This is a genomic window from Nostoc sp., assembly GCF_036917095.1.
In the GTDB taxonomy this organism is placed as follows: domain Bacteria; phylum Cyanobacteriota; class Cyanobacteriia; order Cyanobacteriales; family Nostocaceae; genus Nostoc.
Window position 1 is genome coordinate 102,188 of the sequence record NZ_JBALFH010000042.1, and the last position, 18,786, is coordinate 120,973.

The 18,786-nt window shown below is 39.8% G+C and carries 18 protein-coding genes; 9 read left to right on the plus strand and 9 right to left on the minus strand.

All coding sequences use genetic code 11. The annotated features are described in order from the left end of the window. Positions 1-336 precede the first annotated feature (336 nt). From V7L01_RS23810 to V7L01_RS23845, 8 genes are all read left to right on the plus strand, one after another. Complete coding sequence (locus tag V7L01_RS23810; RefSeq protein ID WP_335039036.1) at positions 337-918, plus strand: KaiA family protein; 582 nt, start codon at positions 337-339, stop codon at positions 916-918. 106 nt (positions 919-1,024) lie between these two features. Next, complete coding sequence (gene kaiB, locus V7L01_RS23815; protein ID WP_335039038.1) at positions 1,025-1,339, plus strand: circadian clock protein KaiB; 315 nt, start codon at positions 1,025-1,027, stop codon at positions 1,337-1,339. A 76-nt stretch (positions 1,340-1,415) separates the two neighbouring features. Next, on the plus strand, positions 1,416-2,978 hold the full coding sequence (gene kaiC, locus V7L01_RS23820) for a circadian clock protein KaiC (RefSeq protein WP_335039041.1): 1,563 nt from the start codon (positions 1,416-1,418) through the stop codon (positions 2,976-2,978). A gap of 103 nt (positions 2,979-3,081) precedes the next feature. After that, positions 3,082-5,322, plus strand: coding sequence for a TolC family protein (locus V7L01_RS23825; RefSeq protein ID WP_335039044.1), 2,241 nt, complete (start codon positions 3,082-3,084; stop codon positions 5,320-5,322). Between the two features lie 442 nt (positions 5,323-5,764). Further along, positions 5,765-6,142: a hypothetical protein gene (locus V7L01_RS23830; protein WP_335039046.1), complete on the plus strand. Its 378-nt coding sequence runs from the start codon at positions 5,765-5,767 to the stop codon at positions 6,140-6,142. Positions 6,143-6,370: 228 nt separating this feature from the next. Then, the gene (locus V7L01_RS23835) at positions 6,371-6,880 is read left to right on the plus strand and encodes a hypothetical protein (protein ID WP_335039048.1); all 510 of its coding nucleotides are present in this window, start codon (positions 6,371-6,373) and stop codon (positions 6,878-6,880) included. After that, positions 6,881-7,405, plus strand: a complete 525-nt coding sequence (locus tag V7L01_RS23840) for a GNAT family N-acetyltransferase (protein ID WP_335039051.1) — start codon at positions 6,881-6,883, stop codon at positions 7,403-7,405. Positions 7,406-7,521: 116 nt separating this feature from the next. Then, positions 7,522-8,301: a photosystem II S4 domain protein gene (locus V7L01_RS23845; protein ID WP_335039053.1), complete on the plus strand. Its 780-nt coding sequence runs from the start codon at positions 7,522-7,524 to the stop codon at positions 8,299-8,301. Positions 8,302-8,564: 263 nt separating this feature from the next. Here V7L01_RS23845 and V7L01_RS23850 read toward each other — a convergent pair whose 3' ends face one another. From V7L01_RS23850 to V7L01_RS23895, 9 genes are all read right to left on the minus strand, one after another. After that, entirely contained in the window at positions 8,565-9,341 is a 777-nt protein-coding gene (locus tag V7L01_RS23850) for an SDR family NAD(P)-dependent oxidoreductase (RefSeq protein WP_335039055.1), read from the minus strand. A 351-nt stretch (positions 9,342-9,692) separates the two neighbouring features. Next, complete coding sequence (locus V7L01_RS23855) at positions 9,693-10,601, minus strand: hypothetical protein (protein WP_335039057.1); 909 nt, start codon at positions 10,599-10,601, stop codon at positions 9,693-9,695. Positions 10,602-11,486: 885 nt separating this feature from the next. Further along, positions 11,487-12,044 (minus strand): hypothetical protein, encoded by a 558-nt coding sequence (locus tag V7L01_RS23865; protein WP_335039059.1) that lies wholly within the window; start codon positions 12,042-12,044, stop codon positions 11,487-11,489. 371 nt (positions 12,045-12,415) lie between these two features. Then, positions 12,416-12,778 carry a type IV pilin-like G/H family protein gene (locus V7L01_RS23870; protein ID WP_335039061.1) on the minus strand — a complete coding sequence of 121 codons (363 nt, stop codon included), beginning with the start codon at positions 12,776-12,778 and terminating at the stop codon, positions 12,416-12,418. A 1,425-nt stretch (positions 12,779-14,203) separates the two neighbouring features. After that, positions 14,204-14,809 (minus strand): exopolysaccharide biosynthesis protein, encoded by a 606-nt coding sequence (locus tag V7L01_RS23875; protein ID WP_335039063.1) that lies wholly within the window; start codon positions 14,807-14,809, stop codon positions 14,204-14,206. A 61-nt stretch (positions 14,810-14,870) separates the two neighbouring features. Beyond that, complete coding sequence (locus V7L01_RS23880; RefSeq protein ID WP_335039065.1) at positions 14,871-15,755, minus strand: lipid kinase; 885 nt, start codon at positions 15,753-15,755, stop codon at positions 14,871-14,873. A 485-nt stretch (positions 15,756-16,240) separates the two neighbouring features. Further along, complete coding sequence (locus tag V7L01_RS23885) at positions 16,241-16,717, minus strand: GNAT family N-acetyltransferase (RefSeq protein WP_335039067.1); 477 nt, start codon at positions 16,715-16,717, stop codon at positions 16,241-16,243. Between the two features lie 208 nt (positions 16,718-16,925). Next, complete coding sequence (locus V7L01_RS23890; RefSeq protein WP_335039069.1) at positions 16,926-17,414, minus strand: glutathione S-transferase; 489 nt, start codon at positions 17,412-17,414, stop codon at positions 16,926-16,928. Positions 17,415-17,418: 4 nt separating this feature from the next. Beyond that, entirely contained in the window at positions 17,419-17,703 is a 285-nt protein-coding gene (locus V7L01_RS23895; protein WP_335039071.1) for a hypothetical protein, read from the minus strand. Between the two features lie 177 nt (positions 17,704-17,880). Between V7L01_RS23895 and V7L01_RS23900 the strand changes: the two genes are divergently transcribed. Continuing rightward, positions 17,881-18,774 (plus strand): LysR family transcriptional regulator, encoded by an 894-nt coding sequence (locus V7L01_RS23900; RefSeq protein WP_335039074.1) that lies wholly within the window; start codon positions 17,881-17,883, stop codon positions 18,772-18,774. Positions 18,775-18,786 lie beyond the last annotated feature (12 nt).

Here is an 18,786-nt window from a genome sequence, read left to right on the forward strand (position 1 = left end):
TGATTTAGAATGCGACAATCCTTTAAGTTCGTTTAAGTATCTTATCAAGGAGCAAAATAAAACAATCTATCTTATATACATAGATATGCAAATAATAAATTAGCTACTGTGTCTTGCTATGCGACAGATACCTCATTATCAAAGACCTACTAAGTTTTTCGACTTATTTATGGCACTAGATTGTTGAGTGGCTAGCACTATCTGCTAACACAGAGCCTTATTTTGGGGTTATATCACTAGTTTACTGCACACCCAGTATTCCCCTAGAAGCGTTAGCCAAACTTATCAGCCCACGTTTCTTGGTCGGGGCGATCGAGGAGATAGATTCAAGAATAGATGTTATTACCGATACTGATTCTGCAACCTGATGTTAAGAAATCTTTAAATAATTTAGTTGACTTAGCCAACCAAAAACATTGGATCGCATGGGCGTGGAAATTTATTAACGCGATTACCGCCCAATTATGCTATCTACCTGTTGCTGCAACTACCTCTGAAAAAATCAACTACTTCCCAAATTGGCCGCAACAAAATCCAAGTAAGGTAGACACTGACAAGTACGTCTATGTATTTGCCAGTCAGATGCCAAAAAGCCAACAGCATTTTCAGGAGATGACTCCAGCAGAAAGGCAAGGCTTATTAAGACAGCTTAAATCAGATTACAGCCTGATTCTTATACAATATTTTACCACAGAAAAAACACTCAAAGATAAAATTGATAAATTTATCAATACTATATTTTATGCTAATATTCCTGTGCCCCAAATCATCGAAATTCACATGGAGGTAATTGAAGAATTTTCTAACCAGCTAAAATTAGAAGGAAGGAGTAATGAAACGTTACTTGATTACCGCCTAACATTGATCGATATCCTGGCTCACCTGTGTGAAGTCTATAGGAGTTCAATTTCTAAATAAATTAAATTAAATTTATCGATGTTCAACTTGGAACAAGCTACCGCTGTTAGTTATTCACAATGCGCGATCGCATGTATTTCTACGATCGTGATTAGCCATTAAGTATATGAACAAAGCCAGAAAAACCTACGTTCTCAAGCTTTACGTAGCAGGAAACACGCCTAATTCCGTCCGCGCATTAAAAACACTCAAAGATATTTTAGAACAAGAGTTTGAAGGAGTTTATGCATTAAAAGTGATCGATGTCCTGAAAAGCCCGCAGTTGGCGGAAGAAGATAAAATATTGGCGACGCCGACATTATCAAAAATTTTGCCTCCACCCGTTCGCAAAATTATCGGGGATCTTTCAGATAGAGAAAGAGTATTAATTGGATTAGATTTGCTCTATGAAGAACTGACTGAAGAAGATTTTGAAGAGTAAAATTTTAATCATAAAAAATTGAGTACAAACTTTAATAATAAAAATATCTAGTTTAATACCCTTTTGTTATCAAGCAATGAGTGAAAACGAGCAAGTAGTACCAAAGCAAGCACCGATAATTAGGGGTGTAGAAAAAATTCGGACGATGATCGAAGGGTTTGACGATATTAGTCATGGTGGTTTACCAATTGGTAGAACTACCTTGATCAGTGGCACCTCCGGCACAGGCAAAACTTTATTTTCTCTTCAGTTTCTTTATAACGGTATCACCTACTTTGATGAAGCAGGAGTATTTGTTACCTTTGAAGAATCACCCAGTGATATTATTAAAAACGCTCATGTTTTTGGTTGGAACTTACCACGCTTAATCGAAGAAGGCAAGTTATTTATTCTTGATGCATCGCCCGATCCAGAAGGTCAAGATATCGTGGGAAATTTTGACCTTTCTGCACTCATTGAACGCTTGCAATATGCCATTCGCAAATACAAAGCTAAACGAGTTTCAATCGACTCAATAACAGCAGTATTTCAGCAGTATGAAGCGATGGGAGTAGTGCGACGCGAGATTTTTCGCCTGGTAGCACGTCTCAAACTACTGAGTGTCACTACTGTAATTACCACTGAACGTAGTGAAGAATATGGGCCCGTTGCTTCTTTCGGAGTAGAAGAATTTGTTTCCGATAATGTAGTAATTGTTCGTAACGTTTTAGAAGGAGAACGCCGTCGTCGCACAATTGAAATTCTCAAGTTGCGCGGCACAACTCATATGAAAGGCGAGTATCCCTTCACGATTACTAATGAAGGAGTTAACATCTTCCCACTAGGAGCAATGCGCTTGACTCAACGGTCTTCTAATGTCAGGGTATCTTCTGGTGTCAAAACCTTAGATGAAATGTGTGGTGGTGGTTTCTTTAAAGATTCAATTATTTTGGCAACAGGAGCCACAGGTACTGGTAAAACGCTGTTAGTAAGTAAGTTTATTCAAAATGGCTGCCTCAATGGAGAACAGGCAATATTATTTGCTTATGAAGAATCACGCGCCCAACTATCTCGTAATGCTTCCTCTTGGGGAATTGATTTTGAAGAATTAGAGGATCGAGGTTTACTCAAAATAATTTGTACCTATCCCGAATCAACTGGTTTAGAAGACCACTTACAAATTATCAAATCAGAAATTGCTGTCTTCAAACCAGCTCGGATCGCCATTGACTCTCTATCAGCATTAGCTAGAGGAGTGAGCAATAATGCATTTCGGCAGTTTGTAATTGGTGTGACGGGTTATGCTAAACAAGAAGAAATTACTGGTTTCTTTACTAACACAACTGACCAATTTTTGGGAGCGCATTCGATTACTGATTCTCATATTTCTACGATCACCGATACAATTCTGATGTTACAGTACGTAGAAATTCGTGGAGAAATGTCCCGGGCAATTAACGTATTTAAAATGAGAGGTTCTTGGCATGATAAGGGCATTCGTGAGTATAATATCACTGCGGATGGTCCCGATATTAAAGATTCTTTCCGAAACTACGAACGGATTATCAGCGGTGCTCCTACTCGCGTTAGTATCGATGAAAAGGCGGAACTTTCTCGCATTGTTAGGCGTTTTGAAGACAAACAGAGTTCCGAACCCTAAATTTAGTATCGTAGTATATTCTTTCCTAAATTTAGTATCGTGCTATATTCTGTGGTGAAGAAAGGTTTTCTGCCGCTAGATTGATTTTCGTGTGAGGGATGCGGTGAAAGGACAGCAATTATTTTATAGCTTCTTACCTGGTGTAACGGCAGCGGTCTTAACAACTCAGCCTGCTTGGGCTGGTACTGTGAAACTAACTGGCGTACATTTGGCGTCTTCTCCTAGTGTTTTGACTTCTACTTATGGTCAAGGCTTACTTGTAGACACCAAGAATACGCAACTGCCTAAAACAGGAGATGTTAGCGTTCCAACCTTAGTACCTGCTTTTGGTTTTACTAAACTTAGTGTCAAGCCTTTAAGTAATAACAGTATTCCAGTGTTTACTGCTGAAAATACTGTTGTGCCAATAAAACAAGTACTTAAGAAAGATGAAGGTAGATTTTTTAGTTTGACACCTACCTCTAATCCTTCCCAACAGCTTGATGTCAGTCACTCTGCTCCAAATAACCAAAAACAGAGTAATTCAAGGGCATATTGGCAGAAATTAAAGCGGATAGTAGTTCCCAACTACACTTCAAAACCCGCTTCTGTCCAAAAAGAAATTTTGTCCCTGTCTTCTGCACAGCAGCCAGCGGTTCAAAAGATAAATACTGTTACTCAGTTGCAAACATTTTTAGAAACTTCAGCCACAGGTGGAGGAGCAGCAAAACTCTTGTCAGCGCAGAGGTGTCCACAGGAGTTGGGAAAAAGCAAAACAGGCTCTTTGTCCGATTTGCTACTAACCTCAAGCACCTGCTTACAACAAAATGCTATTGGCCGCGTAGCTCAGAGTAATACCCCGATTCCGGCAGATTCGACGCCAACTCCCAGTGCGCCGGAAACCGTAACTCCTGTACCAGGGGATTCAGTGCAACCTTCAACTGTGCCAGGAACCGTAACTCCTACACCAGAGGGTTCAGTGCAACCTTCCACTGTGCCGAGAACCATAGCTCCTGTACCGTCAGGGCCGGTGCAAATTCCAGAGAACCTGATTCCTAACTCAAATCCCCTGCAATTTCCCACCAAACCGGAGGAAGTGAGACTTCAGGCAAATCAGCCGATTACTTTGGCACAGGCTCTAGAGCTAGCACGCCGTAATAATCGGGATCTACAGGTGTCTCTATTGGAGCTAGAACGCAATCGAGCGGCTCTACGCGAGGCGCAAGCTGCTTTATTGCCCACTCTGGGTATTAGCACGGATCTGACTCGTAGTCAGTCTTCTAGTAGTCAGCTTCAGGACGAATTAAGCGGGCGAAATGGCTTACTCTCTAACCAAGATCAACCCAGTACATCTTTTTCTGGTCAAGCACAACTTTCATATAACGTTTATAGTTCTGGGAGAGTCCAAGCTAGCATCAGAGCGGCTGAAGAACAGGTACGTTTCTATGAGTTGGCTGCGGAAACTCAATTTGAGACAATCCGTCTAAATGTTGCCACTGACTACTACAATCTGCAACAAGCGGACGAACAAGTACGTATTGCCCAATCGGCTGTGCAGAACTCTGAGGCTAGTTTGCGTGATGCAGTAGCTTTAGAACGAGCTGGGGTTGGCACTCGCTTCGATGTGCTACGCTCTCAGGTGAATTTAGCAAATGCTCAACAAAGTTTGACTAATGCTATATCTCAGCAGCAAATTTCCCGTCGTCAATTAGCAACTCGGATAAGTTTGCCGCAGGCGATAAATATCAGTGCAGCCGATCCTGTACAGTTAGCTGGTCTTTGGAACCCAACGCTAGAGCAAAGTATTGTGCTGGCTTATCAAAATCGTCCGGAACTGCAACAGCAGTTGGCACAACGCAATATCAGCGAACAACAGCGTCGGCAAGCTCTTGCGGAGTTAGGCCCTCAAATTAGTTTGGTAGGCAGCTACGACCTGCTAGACCAGTTCGATGATAATGTCAGCGTTACTGATGGTTATTCATTTGGAGTTAGGGCAACTCTAAATTTATTTGATGGGGGAGCAGCAAGAGCAAGGGCACAACAGTCCAGAGTTAATATTGCGATCGCAGAAACTCAATTTGCTGAACAGCGCAACCAGATTCGTTTTCAAGTAGAACAAGCCTATTCTACCCAGCAATCTAGATTAGAGAATGTTCAAACCGCTAATACCGCTTTAGAACAAGCTAGGGAAGCTCTACGTTTAGCGCGTTTGCGATTCCAAGCTGGTGTAGGTACTCAAACAGATGTCATTAACTCTGAAAACGACCTCACACAAGCTGAAGGTAATCGAGTCACAGCAATTTTGGATTACAACCGCGCTTTAGCTCAGTTACAACGCTCTGTTACCCTCAGAGCACTACGCTAGTACTGCTGACTTACTTACAGCAGTTTTCTTTTGCATGAAGTACAAAGCTACGGGTTTTGAGGCAGGAGTAGGAGGCAGGGGGCACGGGGCAGGGGGCAGAAACTCTTTATATCTCATGCCTGAGTCCTGCATTTTGTACTTCACTTAAAAAGCAAATTGCTGTATCTCCAAATTAAAAATTCAAAAAGCCTCATTGAAAAATGAGGCTTTTTGGTAAAAAAGCTATATTTTAGCAGGTCTTGACGCAAATTGTATCAGTTCTGGAGAGTTCGCGAGCGTCTGTCTTTGCTTTCCCAAAGGGTACAGAACTTTCCAAGACGGATTTTAGATTCTGAAAGCGCCCCGAAAAACGTATTTGTAACAGGAATTTTGTGAAATGATATAACATAACTGAGTGTTCGTAGTTTACCGCCGTAGGCATCGCTCGCCTTGTCAAAGACTCATGACTAAAGTAACATCTCAAGAAATTGCACAGTTTCGCTCTCAATTGGCAGATGATCCCAGCGATATGGAAGCGTTGGATTTGATTGAAGACTGTGATGGAGATTTAGAAGATGCGGCGATGACGCTAGCTATTCGGGCAGGACAACAACCAGAAAGAGCAAATTCCGAGTGGTTAGATGCCTTGGCTAGAAAATGGCGTGCGGTGATTTGCGAACAAGAATATCGGGAAGATTTGCTTAATACTTCACCTCAAAAGATGATGGAACGTCTAAAAGCAATGCCGACGTTTCCTAAAAGTTTGGCAACGCCAGTTTTGATATATGTCCTCAAGCAAGGCGCGAACAATTTTTGTGAGCCACTAGATTCGCTAAAGTGATCGGATGTACATTTTACTTGTGCTAACTTGTGCGATGCCTGCGGCGGGCTATTCGGCGTCGCGGTTTGCAGTTGATTTTAATACAAACCTAGCCCCCAACCCCAACCGTTGTAGCGTTGGGGAGTAAGATTCCTGAATCCTAATTCCTACCCAATGCAAGATTGATTCGACCAGGACTGATACGCTGTTAATTAAGGCAAAACTTCTATTAGACAAATTGTAAAATCAATGAATTACCTTGTTGCCGTATTACCAGACCGCATTCAAGCCGAAGCTGCTTACTTAGCTTTAGAAGAACAAGGCATAAACAGCACTATCCTGGGAAGGGGGTATAAAACAGCTGACGAGTTTGGCTTAATTGACCCTAAAGACCAAGCCAAAAAGCAAGCAAAACTGATGGCAACCTGGCTGATACCATTCGGCTTTTTTGCAGGTTTTACCTTCAGCCTGATCACTGGTTTAGATACTTTTGCCTGGGCGGGTGAAGTTGGCAATCACATCGTTGGCGGACTACTGGGTGCTGCTAGTGGTGCTATGGGTGGTGTGGTGGTTGGTGGCGGAGTCGGTTTACTCGTAGGTGGTGGTGATGCTTTACCTTATCGCAACCGCTTAGATGCGGGTAAATATTTAGTTGCCGTTCAAGGTTCTGAAACTCTTACTCGGCAAGCAACCCGAATATTACGTCAGTTCGATCCAGAAAATATCCAAGGTTATGCTGACACAAATACTGTGTATTGAATGAATCAGAGTTTACACATCACTACACAGCGACTTGAGTTGCTTCCCTGTTCTTTGGAAGTAGCACAAGCCGTGATTACAAGAAATAAATCCCAAGTAGAGAAACTTTTGGGGGTAAGGGTTCCTAATGATTGGTATGAATCTGAGGTGTTAGATATTTTCCCAATGTATGCTCAGATGCTAATAGACGACCCTTCCCAGTTGGGTTGGGGTGTGTGGCTAATGATTCACATTGCCGATTCTACTTTAATTGGCGATTTGGGTTTTATTGGTAAACCCGATGGAACAGGAACTGTAGAAATGGGTTATGAAGTGCTATCAGCTTATCGCCAGCAGGGATTTGCTTTTGAAGCAGTAAAAGCACTGGTCGATTTTGCCTTTACTCACCAAGAACTCAAGAGAATTATCGCTCATTCTCCAGACGATCGTGTTGCCTCGATTCGCATTTTGGAAAAACTCGGAATGCAACAAATTGCTAAGGATGAAAACCTTCTAGAATGGGAATTAAAGTTAGAATCAAGATAGTTTTAAAGAGGAGGATGGGGCATGGGGCATTAGTAAAAGATAAATAACTAATGACTAATGACTAATGACTAATGACTAATGACTAATGACTAATGACTAATTCATAATTTTTAAGAATGTTGCCACGAGAAGAACTTTTAAAAGGTGTTGAAAATCGAGATAGTGTAGCTCGTGTAATCGATCAAGCAGAGCAAGCCATCAAAACTTGGGAAGTGGTTTTGACTGATTTTCTGTCTCCCCCAGAATTGGCAGAAATTCAACGGGTGTTTAACCGATTAACAGAAGTGCAATTAGTTGCGTGGGGCGGATATCCACAAGCTGAACGCCAAAGAATAGCGATCGCTCGTTCGGAACTTCCCTTAGATCGATCTCAAGTCAGTCTTGTCGCTGTGGAAATTGCTGGTAACTTCCTATTTGATACCGCCTCTCACCGCGACTTTTTAGGCGCAATGTTGGGGACGGGAATTGTTCGTGAAAAGACGGGAGATATCATAGTCTTGGGAGAGCGGGGGGCGCAGGCGATTGTCGCACCAGAGTTGGTGGAATTTTTGGAAATGAGTCTTAAACAGGTGCGATCGGTTCCTGTGAAAACTCAGCGAATTGAGGTAACTGAATTAAGGGTTCGGGAACCAAAGAAAAAAGAATTAACTACTGTAGAGGCTTCTTTGCGATTAGATGCGATCGCATCTGCTGGTTTTGGCATGTCCCGCAGTAAAATGGTTGATTTCATTGATGCTGGTGATGTCCGTGTCAATTGGAAGGAAATTACTCAAGCTAGTTCTCAAGTGAAATCAGGCGACTTAATCGCCATTCGTTCTAAAGGACGTTTAGAAGTTGGGGAAATCGCCGTTACAAAAAAAGACCGTTACCGAGTTCAATTAACAAGATATATGTAATATAGCGCTTCTCGTTTGGATGCATTCCATTCCTCTCTTCTATTGAGCCTTACTCCCCTTCCCTACTAGGGAAGGGGCTGGGGGTTAGGTCTGTTTTCGATGCAATTGAGAACCGCTATAAGTAAGGAGTTAAGAGTGAAAAGTTAGGAGTTTTAAAATCAGCACCGTCTTTAACTCCAAACTCTACCAATTTTAGATTTTGGATTTAAATGAAAATCTAAAATCTAAAATCCAACAAAATTGAAAGGCTTCTAACTATATACTTAGGCTTTAAAGTGTTTTGCTAACATATTCAACAGAAGTTTGCGCGGTACAAGTCGAGATAATTTGCTTCTAATTTGAGTGTTAGTATCAGAACTAATAACAGTTGGATAGCCTTTTTCTAAAGCATCTAAACACTCCCAAACAACTTTTTGGGAAGAATACACTTTATCTGTACTACTTGCCAGTGCTGGAGGAAAATTAGCTTCTGCAAAAAAGTTTGTTTCTATTGGCCCTGGACAAGTGACTAGAACACGGACACCATATTGATTATTTTCTGCCCATAGCGCTTCACTAAAGCTGAGAATAAAAGCTTTACTGGCAGCATAAACGGAAAGGTATGGTATCGGTTGAAATGCGGTAATAGAAGATACGTTAATAATACTTCCAGAACGACGTTGCCGCATCAAGGGTAAAAATTTATGGGTTAAATCTACCAATGCTAAAATGTTTAATTGTACGATTTTGACTTGTCTTTCTCCATCCCCTTCGGCAAAGTCGCCATAGTAACCAAAACCAGCATTGTTGATTAATAAGTCAATGCTTAATCCCTTTTCTTTTGTGACATTAAATACAGCAGCAGCTGCATTAGGTTCTGTGAGGTCTTTGACTATAACCTCTACTTGAATTTTGTGTTGTTCTCGTAGTTGTTTAGCTAATTGGCTTAGTTTCTCTTCGGAACGAGCAACGAGTACAAGATTTGTCTTGCGTGCAGCTAGTTCCTCGGCAAAAGCTTTACCAATACCACTAGAAGCACCAGTAATCAAAGCAGTTGGCATTCTACATATTAAGATAGTTTTGAAGCACCATTCAAATCTTATCTATGCTGGCTATCAGTTTTAACTACCCAAAGTGATATATCCAAAAGGGTAAAAGCACTACTTAGTACTGAATCTGAATGAAGGTTTCCTCCACTTAGAACTTCTCCTTACCTAAGAGACCATTTATAAAGTAAATATTAAGTAGGGTGCGTTACGGCTTGGGTCTAACGCACCATGTTATCTGGCAGTGCCTTAGGCGCTTTGATTGTGTTTTTCGTGACAAACTTAGATCGAGATATGCGCCTAACACACCCTACGGTAATTTTATTTTTACTTTATAAATAACCTCTAAAGCTTGACTTTCAGAAGCTATATGAATTGTCCAACTACACCGATATGGGAGATTCTTAAATCTTCTTCATCTGTATATTGAATAGACGAGTCGATTTTTTCTGGTAATTCTCCCTCCTTTTGCGACCACTCAAATACAAACTTAGAGTCCAAATGCTTAAGGTTAGAAAATATCTGCTTCCATTGGCTTCGTCGAATTCGATTTCCCCACCTTGATTGTAACTCTCTTGAATAGGCATCCTGTTGATAAGCAAAGAAATCAAATGGTCTTTGTCTCATATTTCTGTGATCTAGTAAATGAATGAGATGGAACATAAAGCCATCTTCAGAAAGACTACTTACAAGGTTTTCTAAAAGTGGCACAACATCATCAACTGGCACATGCTCTAACACAGATTTAGAGAATATGAAATCTATTTTTTCTTTACTCGGCACTTTTTGAGACAAATCAATTGGAGCAATATATTCTATGCCCAAGTCTTGTAAGACTTCTACCGATAAGTTTTTGAATGAAAGCAGTTTTTTTAAACGTAAGTCGATAATATCCCGATCTTCAAATGTAGATAAACTATCTAAGATACTCCAATCTACAGAGTTACACACAGCTTTGAAAATATTTTCGGGTTGTAATAAAGGGCAAACATCCGTTGCATACACCTTTTTTGCTCCAAGAAGGTAAAATACTAACGAATGAGTCAGTAACCATCCACTTCCAATTTCAAGACAAATTTTATCGCGCAATACATATTTTTCTTTACCAGACTGAAGCAGATAGATAGCAATTTCATTGGCGCAAATATCAAGCCTTTTGCCTGCGGCAGCTAGCTTACTTGAATGCATTTTATTATATAAAACTTGATATAGATCGGACGATCTAATAATTGATTTTGTTCGTTCATCAAGGAGATTTTTGACTAGATTTTTCATTTTGCATACCTCTCTAGCTTGACTTATAGCTTTTCCTAATCAAATGAGGTACATCAGAGCAAGCGAGGAGCTTGCTCTTGGGAGGTTGGCGTCGGGTTCTTCTACCTCACTCAACTGAGAACCGCTATATCGTAAATTGAACACAATATTATTAACTGTACCAGTGAGATGGATTACTGTATAACAAAACTGGATACATTCTTTCACTTAAAGTCAACACCCTAACCTCTGGCAGTCATTGTCAGGGGTTTATTATTTATAGCCTTAAGGCGGATAGAGGCACGTAGCGTATTATCTACGTCGCAGTTTGGGTATTATACTTAAAATCACCATCACCGAAAAGCCCTCACGCAGATGTCAAGCGCCGGGATACTTTTGCGAACTATTCAAGAAATTTCTGGTCACAGCGAGCTGGAGACGTTGCAGCGCTATCTAGAGGTTACACCAGAGCAGAAGCGAAAAGCTGTTTCTGTGATTGGGTGTTTAGATTATATAGTTTGGACAACGCCTGTGCCGTCCCCAGGCTCGCATAAAGTCCTTTGGAGGTTGATACCCATCCCAATAGTGAGACAACTCAACAGTATATCTGCCCCACCGTGCTGATTGGGTAAAACTGGAAATCTGTGAAGGTTGCCTTTTATTTTTTGGCGTTGCTGAATCAAGGGATGATTCTTGTCGGGTGGGCGACACGAGCGCCCTGAAATACAAGGGACGGGCAAGATGCCCATCCCACAAAACTAGCAAAATCATCCCGCAAGTATGCAACGCCTATTTTTGTTAATAGGCATTTGACACAGGTCGTAATCACAGCTTCATTTTTCTTAATTAGGATGTCTAAAATAATAATTTTTATTACAACGAGTCAAAATAAATTTGAATTGTTAATTACCATTTTTCAGACCAATAGATAATTTCTGAGGCTGAACTATTAATAGCGACGCCGTAGCTATCTCCATGATTCCACTTGAAGCCGGGTCTACCTTTGTCTTCTGTATTTAATACCAATATTTCATAAGTAGCTGGAAAAGATTCCGTAGGAGAGTCACTGGTGTAAAAGAAAGTTGTCGGCACACCGTTAGGCTGGTTTATGTGGTCGTTTGTGTTACCACCCATATATTTGTGCTTTGCACTACTTCTATATTGTGAAAGTAATTTTTCTATCTTTTTTGGTGGCTCTTTCAGCCTAATTTGAAAAAAACTACTTCCCTGCAAAAAGTCCGGAGAGTAAGCAATGCGAACGCCTTTGGCATCAGTGGGTATCTCATTAGGAAAATGTTTTACTTGGTCATTATTAGACCATAGTTGATTACGAATTTCTTTGTAGCGTGATGTATCAGCTATTATTTTAGGTTTGCTAGTACTGCTAAAAGTTGTTCTCAGAAAAAAGCTTGTCCCGACAATACTAAGACTAGCAAGGGCTAATAGAAACTGCGATCGCTTCATCAAGTTGGGTGCGTCTAACTTTCATAGTCATATACCCAACTAATAATCTAAAATCGTACTATTGCGGATATCCTGCCAGAGATATTAACAGAAACTTTGTATATCCAGAGGAAATTCGGGATTATTGTAAAATTAGTGTGAAGTCGATCGATGATTATCTAGTTAAATACCGCAAGCTATTTTCCGGGAAGCTAGAGTAGTTATTGTTACTTAAGTATTTTCATTAATATTTCTGCGTTATAAACGGTAGTTATTAAAAGGTTTTTATTATAACAAAATAGTTTAATAATAGCCTTGAGATTATTAAACTATTTTTCATGAACTATTAATTGGCAATTTAAGATAGTTTTAGAGTGTAATTAGGTTGTTTACTACTGCAATTTTATAGTTCCCGGACCACAAGTAAGAACACCATTTTGATAAATCGGATCGCTTAAATGGATAGTGCCTGGTAATCTGTTTTGACATATAATTACCAGAGTTGTTAGTTCATTTTTAGTACTAGGTACAATAAATATAGCACTCACATAACCTATTACTGGTATTTTGTGAAACCATCCCTTTCGTACATACTCTCGTCGTGCATTTGCATAATTAAATGCAGAGATTGGGGTTACTTTTATAGAATAGTTATAGTTTGATGTTTCTTCTTTAATATCAATGTCTATTTCATTAATAGACTTTGCAAAAACTCCCTCATGCTCTAAAAAGTATGCCTGCTGACCACGAGTCATCCTGCCAATTTAAGCCTTTGCTACTGATGATGTTGCCCAATTTTTATTACTAAAAGTATCAATGAATAAATTTTGTATAAATAGTGCAAATATAACCCCGGCAAACATAAATAATGCTAGTAAAATTAAAGTTTTAAATCGATTTTGACGATCGGATTTTAAGAAAAAATTCATGAATATTTTTTATACGAGATAATTTGTTGTACTGATGAACACTCTGAAATCTTTAACACAGCCTCTTACTTCAAGTTTTCCCATAGCACAGGCTTTTCTAACAACTTGCTGATAAAGCGAATCTTGACGCAAGGTTTAGCCCTACCAATGCGGCTAATATCAGTCTGTTAGCCTGTCTCAAAAGGACTTTCGATATGAGCCGTATTCCTTTCCTACAGAACGCTCCGCGAACAAAAAAGCAAGCTACGCAAAGCCTTGACCGCAGCAGAAGACAGACTTTCGACCATCAAACTTAAAATAGGCAGAAGGAATACTGCTTGTACAGTAAGCTTTTTAAGAGGCTATATAGTTATTTTCGCCAAGCTGCACTAGTACTACCGTTGTATATAAAAAAATCAATCCCACAGCCATCCATTCTTTTTTCAATTCTTCCTGATGCAGCAATAACTAAGACGGATATATAAATAGTAGATGCACCTTAATTAAATCACAGCCTTCAGCTTTTAGTTGAGGGCTTTTTTTTTGCTGATATTTTTTAATTTGCGAATAAAATAAATTTGATCAAAAGTCTAATTCTCCCGGATATGGCAATCAACAAAGCGGATTATTAAATGGTAGATGCACCTTAATTAAATCATAGCCCTCAGCTTTTAGTTGAAGGCTTTTTTATTGCTAATAGTTTTTAAATAGTCAAAAAAATAATTTTATAACCCAGTTAAATCTGCCCGGATATGGCAATCAATAAAGCGGATTATTAAATGGTAGATGCACCCTAATAAATTACAGCCCTCAGCTTAAAGCTGCGGGCTTTTTTATTGCTAATAGTTTTTAAATACTCAAAAAAATAATTTTATGACTCAGTTAAATCTGCCCGGATATGGCAATCAATAAAGCGGATTATTAAATGGTAGATGCACCCTAATAAATTACAGCCCTCAGCTTTTAGTTGAAGGCTTTTTTATTGCTAATAGTTTTTAAATACTCAAAAAAATAATTTTATAACTCAGTTAAATCTGCCCGGATATGGCAATCAATAAAGCGGATTATTAAATGGTAGATGCACCCTAATAAATTACAGCCCTCAGCTTTTAGTTGAAGGCTTTTTTATTGCTAATAGTTTTTAAATACTCAAAAAAATAATTTTATAACTCAGTTAAATCTGCCCGGATATGGCAATCAATAAAGCGGATTATTAAATGGTAGATGCACCCTAATAAATTACAGCCCTCAGCTTAAAGCTGCGGGCTTTTATTATTTAAATATAGATGGCAGCAAACTGGGAGCTAACCATATTGCATAACCAAGAAATCCAAACAGCAAGGAAATCAGGACAGTAATGCCGTAGCTGATGCAGATTAATAAACCGTCAGATTCGATAGTAGCAACAGTCAAAAGTAAAATACCTATAGTGGGGATGGGATTTGTAAACGGAATTGGCAATATTAGTAATACTGTTAATAAAGAGATACAAAAGCCATTAATTCGCCAAACCAAAGGATTATGGGCTATTTTTGATAGTCGGGGACGGGCGATTTTCTGTAAAACTTTGGTAAGACGTCCCAGATTTTGCAAAAGTAACTGGGCAAAGGGACGAGGAAATTTGTAGTTAGCGATTCTTTTCGGTAGCCAAGGCGATCGCCTCCCTAAAAGCATTTGCGCTGATAACAGTAAACAAGCAGCACCAAAAGGGCCAGTTAATCCTGGCGGCATAGGAAATAAAAAGGGCAAAACTAATAATGTAATTACCAGGCAGAACCCTCGTTCTGAGGTTTCTGCCAGAATATCACCTAGAGTCAGCGGTTGTTCAGCTAGGCGTTGCAACAGGGACTTTATATCTTGAGAAAATCTCAGATGCATTTGGCGTGAGTTGATGCGAGTTCCCACATTTTTAACAGAGGGAGATAGGGGAGAATAACTCCTAACCCCTGATTTCTGGGGGTACTAAAACAGCTATAGCTTTAGGTATAACCCGAAAATGAGCAGGTGTGTAGGTAGTGATTTCACCATCTGTATTAATAGGGCGAGGTTTGCGAGTATGCACTTCTATTTCTTGACCTTGATGAGAACGTACACTCTTCCAATGTATATGTCGCCCTTGTCGCATCGCAGGGAGTAATAGTATAATCTGCCACCAATGTTTCATCTCTAAGCTATAGAGGTCTAGCCTTTGGTCATCTATTGTCGCATCATCAGCTACTGCCATACCACCGCCGTAATAGCGACCGTTACCCACAGCGATTTGCACTGTTTTTACGCGAACTGATTCACCATTGATTAAAATCTCCGCAGTAAAAGGTCTAGCTTCCCAAATCACTTGCAATGCAGTGGCGGCATAAGCAAATATTCCCCAACGGCGTTTGACTTCTTTGGTAAGTCGCTGGGTAATTTTTACACTCAATCCCAGACTAGCAACGTTAAAAAAGTGCTTGCCGTTCACCCAGCCCAGGTCGATGCTGTGTAAATTTCCATAGGCAATAATTTTGCAAGCTTCGCTGAGAGAATTCGGGATTCCTAAAGTTCTCGCTAGGTCGTTGGCAGTTCCCAGAGGCAAAATTCCCAAGGGCAACTGAGTATCAACTAAAGCATCTACTGCGGCATTGAGAGTCCCATCTCCTCCACCAATGATTACCAAGTCAACTTGATGCTGATAGCGAAATATAACTTCAGCAAGATGTTTGGGGTGTTCTGTAGACTCCTCAATTAAATCAAAGCCGAGTGTCTTCAGATATTCAATCGCTTCCGACAGACCTTTTTGCCCTTGCCGGGCATGACGATTTACTAACAGCAGTGCGCGGGAACTCATGGGTAGTACCTTTTGTAGTTGATATGTCCAATTATCCGCATCTATGTATTCTGCTTCAACTTGACTACAAAAAACTGTTTAAGTTGTGATGACAGTTATCAAAAATTCCTTTCGCAAATGCTTATTATATTTAGGTCACTAAATTTTTAATTTCTATTTTATCTAGTTTATCTCTATTATTCCTCGGTGTGTTAATAATCAGTAAATATAATTATTACTTGCTAAATGACTGGATTTCCGTATTCTCTTTCTAAAATAGATATTTCTGTCAATATTATAATACCCATGAAAATAATGCTTAACAATGAGATATCGTTTATTGGTATAGATACATATTTTTGTCTAAGAATATGTATTTATACTATTAATATTTACAATTATTTAACTTTATTTAGTTAATGGGTAAAAATTGTTCGTAGTTTGCACTGTTTTCGCTAAAGTTCTAAGAGGAAGCCTGAATTACCCCTGCTTCCCCTACTTAAGATTTACTTACTGAGTGCCCGACCATCTAAGCGACATAATTTTACTTTGTTGACGATTTTCGCACCTATTCTTTCATAAAACTTGATTCCACGCTCGTTAGATACAGCTACAGTCCAATCGATTCTGCCACAGCTTTTTTCCTGCCCAATCTGGCGCAAGCGTAGTATCAACGTCTGACCAACTCCGTGGCTTCGATGTTCAGCCTTAACATATAAGTCATCAAGCCAAATTCCAGGTTTTGCTAAAAAAGTTGAATAGATAAAGTGATAAGTTGCTAACCCAACAGCATCCCCATCAACCTCAGCTAAAAGAACAAAAGCAAGGGGCTTTTCTCCAAATAGATCAATTTCTAGCTTTTGAGGAGTTGCTTCTACAGATTCAGGACAACCATCAAATTCGGCTTTCAAATGAATCATTTCCATAATGGCAGGAATATCTCTTTGGTTTGCATGTCGAATAGAAATATTCCTGCCGTTCATGTTATTCTTTGCCTTTTGCTTAAAACTCGTATTGAGAGAGAATTTCTGTCTCACTCTTTGCTGCCTTTATCCACTCTTGCATTGCTGGAAGCGCCAAAACTGCCTCTACATAATCTCTAGAAACAGGATCTAACTGCACATCATAGGCTACAAACCGTAGTACGACTGGAGCAAAGAATGCATCAGCGATGTCTACGACGGGCTACGCCTACGCAAAATTTCCAAATAAAAAATTGCCACTAGATCCGAATTTTTGGCGTGATTCTTGCCAGATACTAGTGATGCGGTCAATGTCTTGTTGTACGCCGGATGCTAAACCAAAACCTGGATATTTAGTACGGCAGTTCATCGGCATATTTTGACGCAAATTTTGAAAGCCTGAGTGCATTTCCGCACTGATGGAACGGGCGAATGTCCTTGCAGCCTTATCCTCTGGCCACCATTGTAGAGTCGGAAAGGTTTCAGCTAGATATTCACAAATAGCAAGAGAATCCCACACCGTTTGTGTGTCGTGCAACAATACAGGTACTTTTCCTGATGGAGAGTATTGCCGAATTTTTGAAGAATATTCTGGACTGTTGTAGAGAGGAATGCGAATTTCATTGAATTCCAAACCAAATTGTTTCATCGCTAGCCAAGGACGGAGCGACCAAGATGAATAATTTTTATTGCCAATTACTAAAGTAAGTTGTGTCATATTTTTAATATTTATAAAGTTGTTCAATCCACATACACACATCAGCTTGGGAACCTGAAGAGAAAGATTTCCCTGTTGCAGGGTCGTAAGCTTGCCAATAGATATTACCGTAGCGGTCAACCTTTTGCCAAACTTGTAATTCGTTAGGATCTGCGAGGATTTTTTTGACAAAATTTTCCCAGATACTATGCAGAGATTTCCAGAAGTTGGAGTTGAAATTTTTCTTGAATAACGGACTACAATTTATTCTTGTATCTTCTGTTGGGAGACACCTAATGTCATTGTTCATATAATTATTCCTGAAAGTTTCTCGGTAAATAAAACAGTAGCAACATCTCAGTTAGGAATCAAATCATGACTTGCATAGGTTGTATAAATGGGATTTATAGATATGAAAAATCACTAATAGAACCTTTTTGCCACAATTAAATCAGGATGTATATACCTTTGTTGTCGTCAATTAACCATGAAATTCTCCCAACTTCGAGCCATAGTTGCAGTAGCAGATCGTGGTAACTTTAGTGAAGCAGCCTTAGAATTGCAGCTTTCCCAGCCTGCGATTAGTCATGCGATCGCTACCTTAGAAGAAGAATTAGGTGTGCCTTTATTTGCTAGAGGTCGTCACGGTGCTGTGCTCACACCTGCTGGAGAGCGCATTTTATATCATGCGCGTCAAGCAATGCAGCATCTAGAGATGATGCAACACGAAGCAAACTTGCATAAAGGTTTACATGGTGGCCATGTGCGAATTGCGGCTTTTCGCAGCGTCGCCACCCATTTATTACCAAAAGCGATCGCACAATTTCACAATCAATTTCCAGAAATTGCTGTCACAATCATAGAGTGTCCTGCTTTCACCGATGTAGAACAGTGTTTGCGTGATGGACGTACCGATATTGGTATTACCTGTCTACCAACTGGTGAAGAATTTGACACCTGGGAAATTTTTCAGGATGAGTATCTAGCTTTACTACCACCACATACCAAAATTAGCAGCCCAGAAATTACTTGGGAAGACATAGCAGCCTATCCACCTGTTTTGCTTCCTTGCACACCCTGTGGACGCATTCTTCACAACCACTTGAAAAGTTTAGCAATTCCAATAAATACTGCTAGCGACATCCAAGAAGATTCTACAGTCGTTAGTATGGTGAATCAAGGATTGAGAGCAGCTATTATGCCTCGTTTAGCAGCTGTACCTATTCCCCCAAAGGTGCAAGTATACAGTTTACCTGCACCGTTAAAAAGAGTAATTGGAACTGCAATTCTATCTAATGCTCTCCATGTGCCTGCGGTGTTCACATTTTTGGAAATGTTGAAAAAATTTGATTTTTATAGTTTAGCTAAATCTACTTATTAACAACAAAAAATT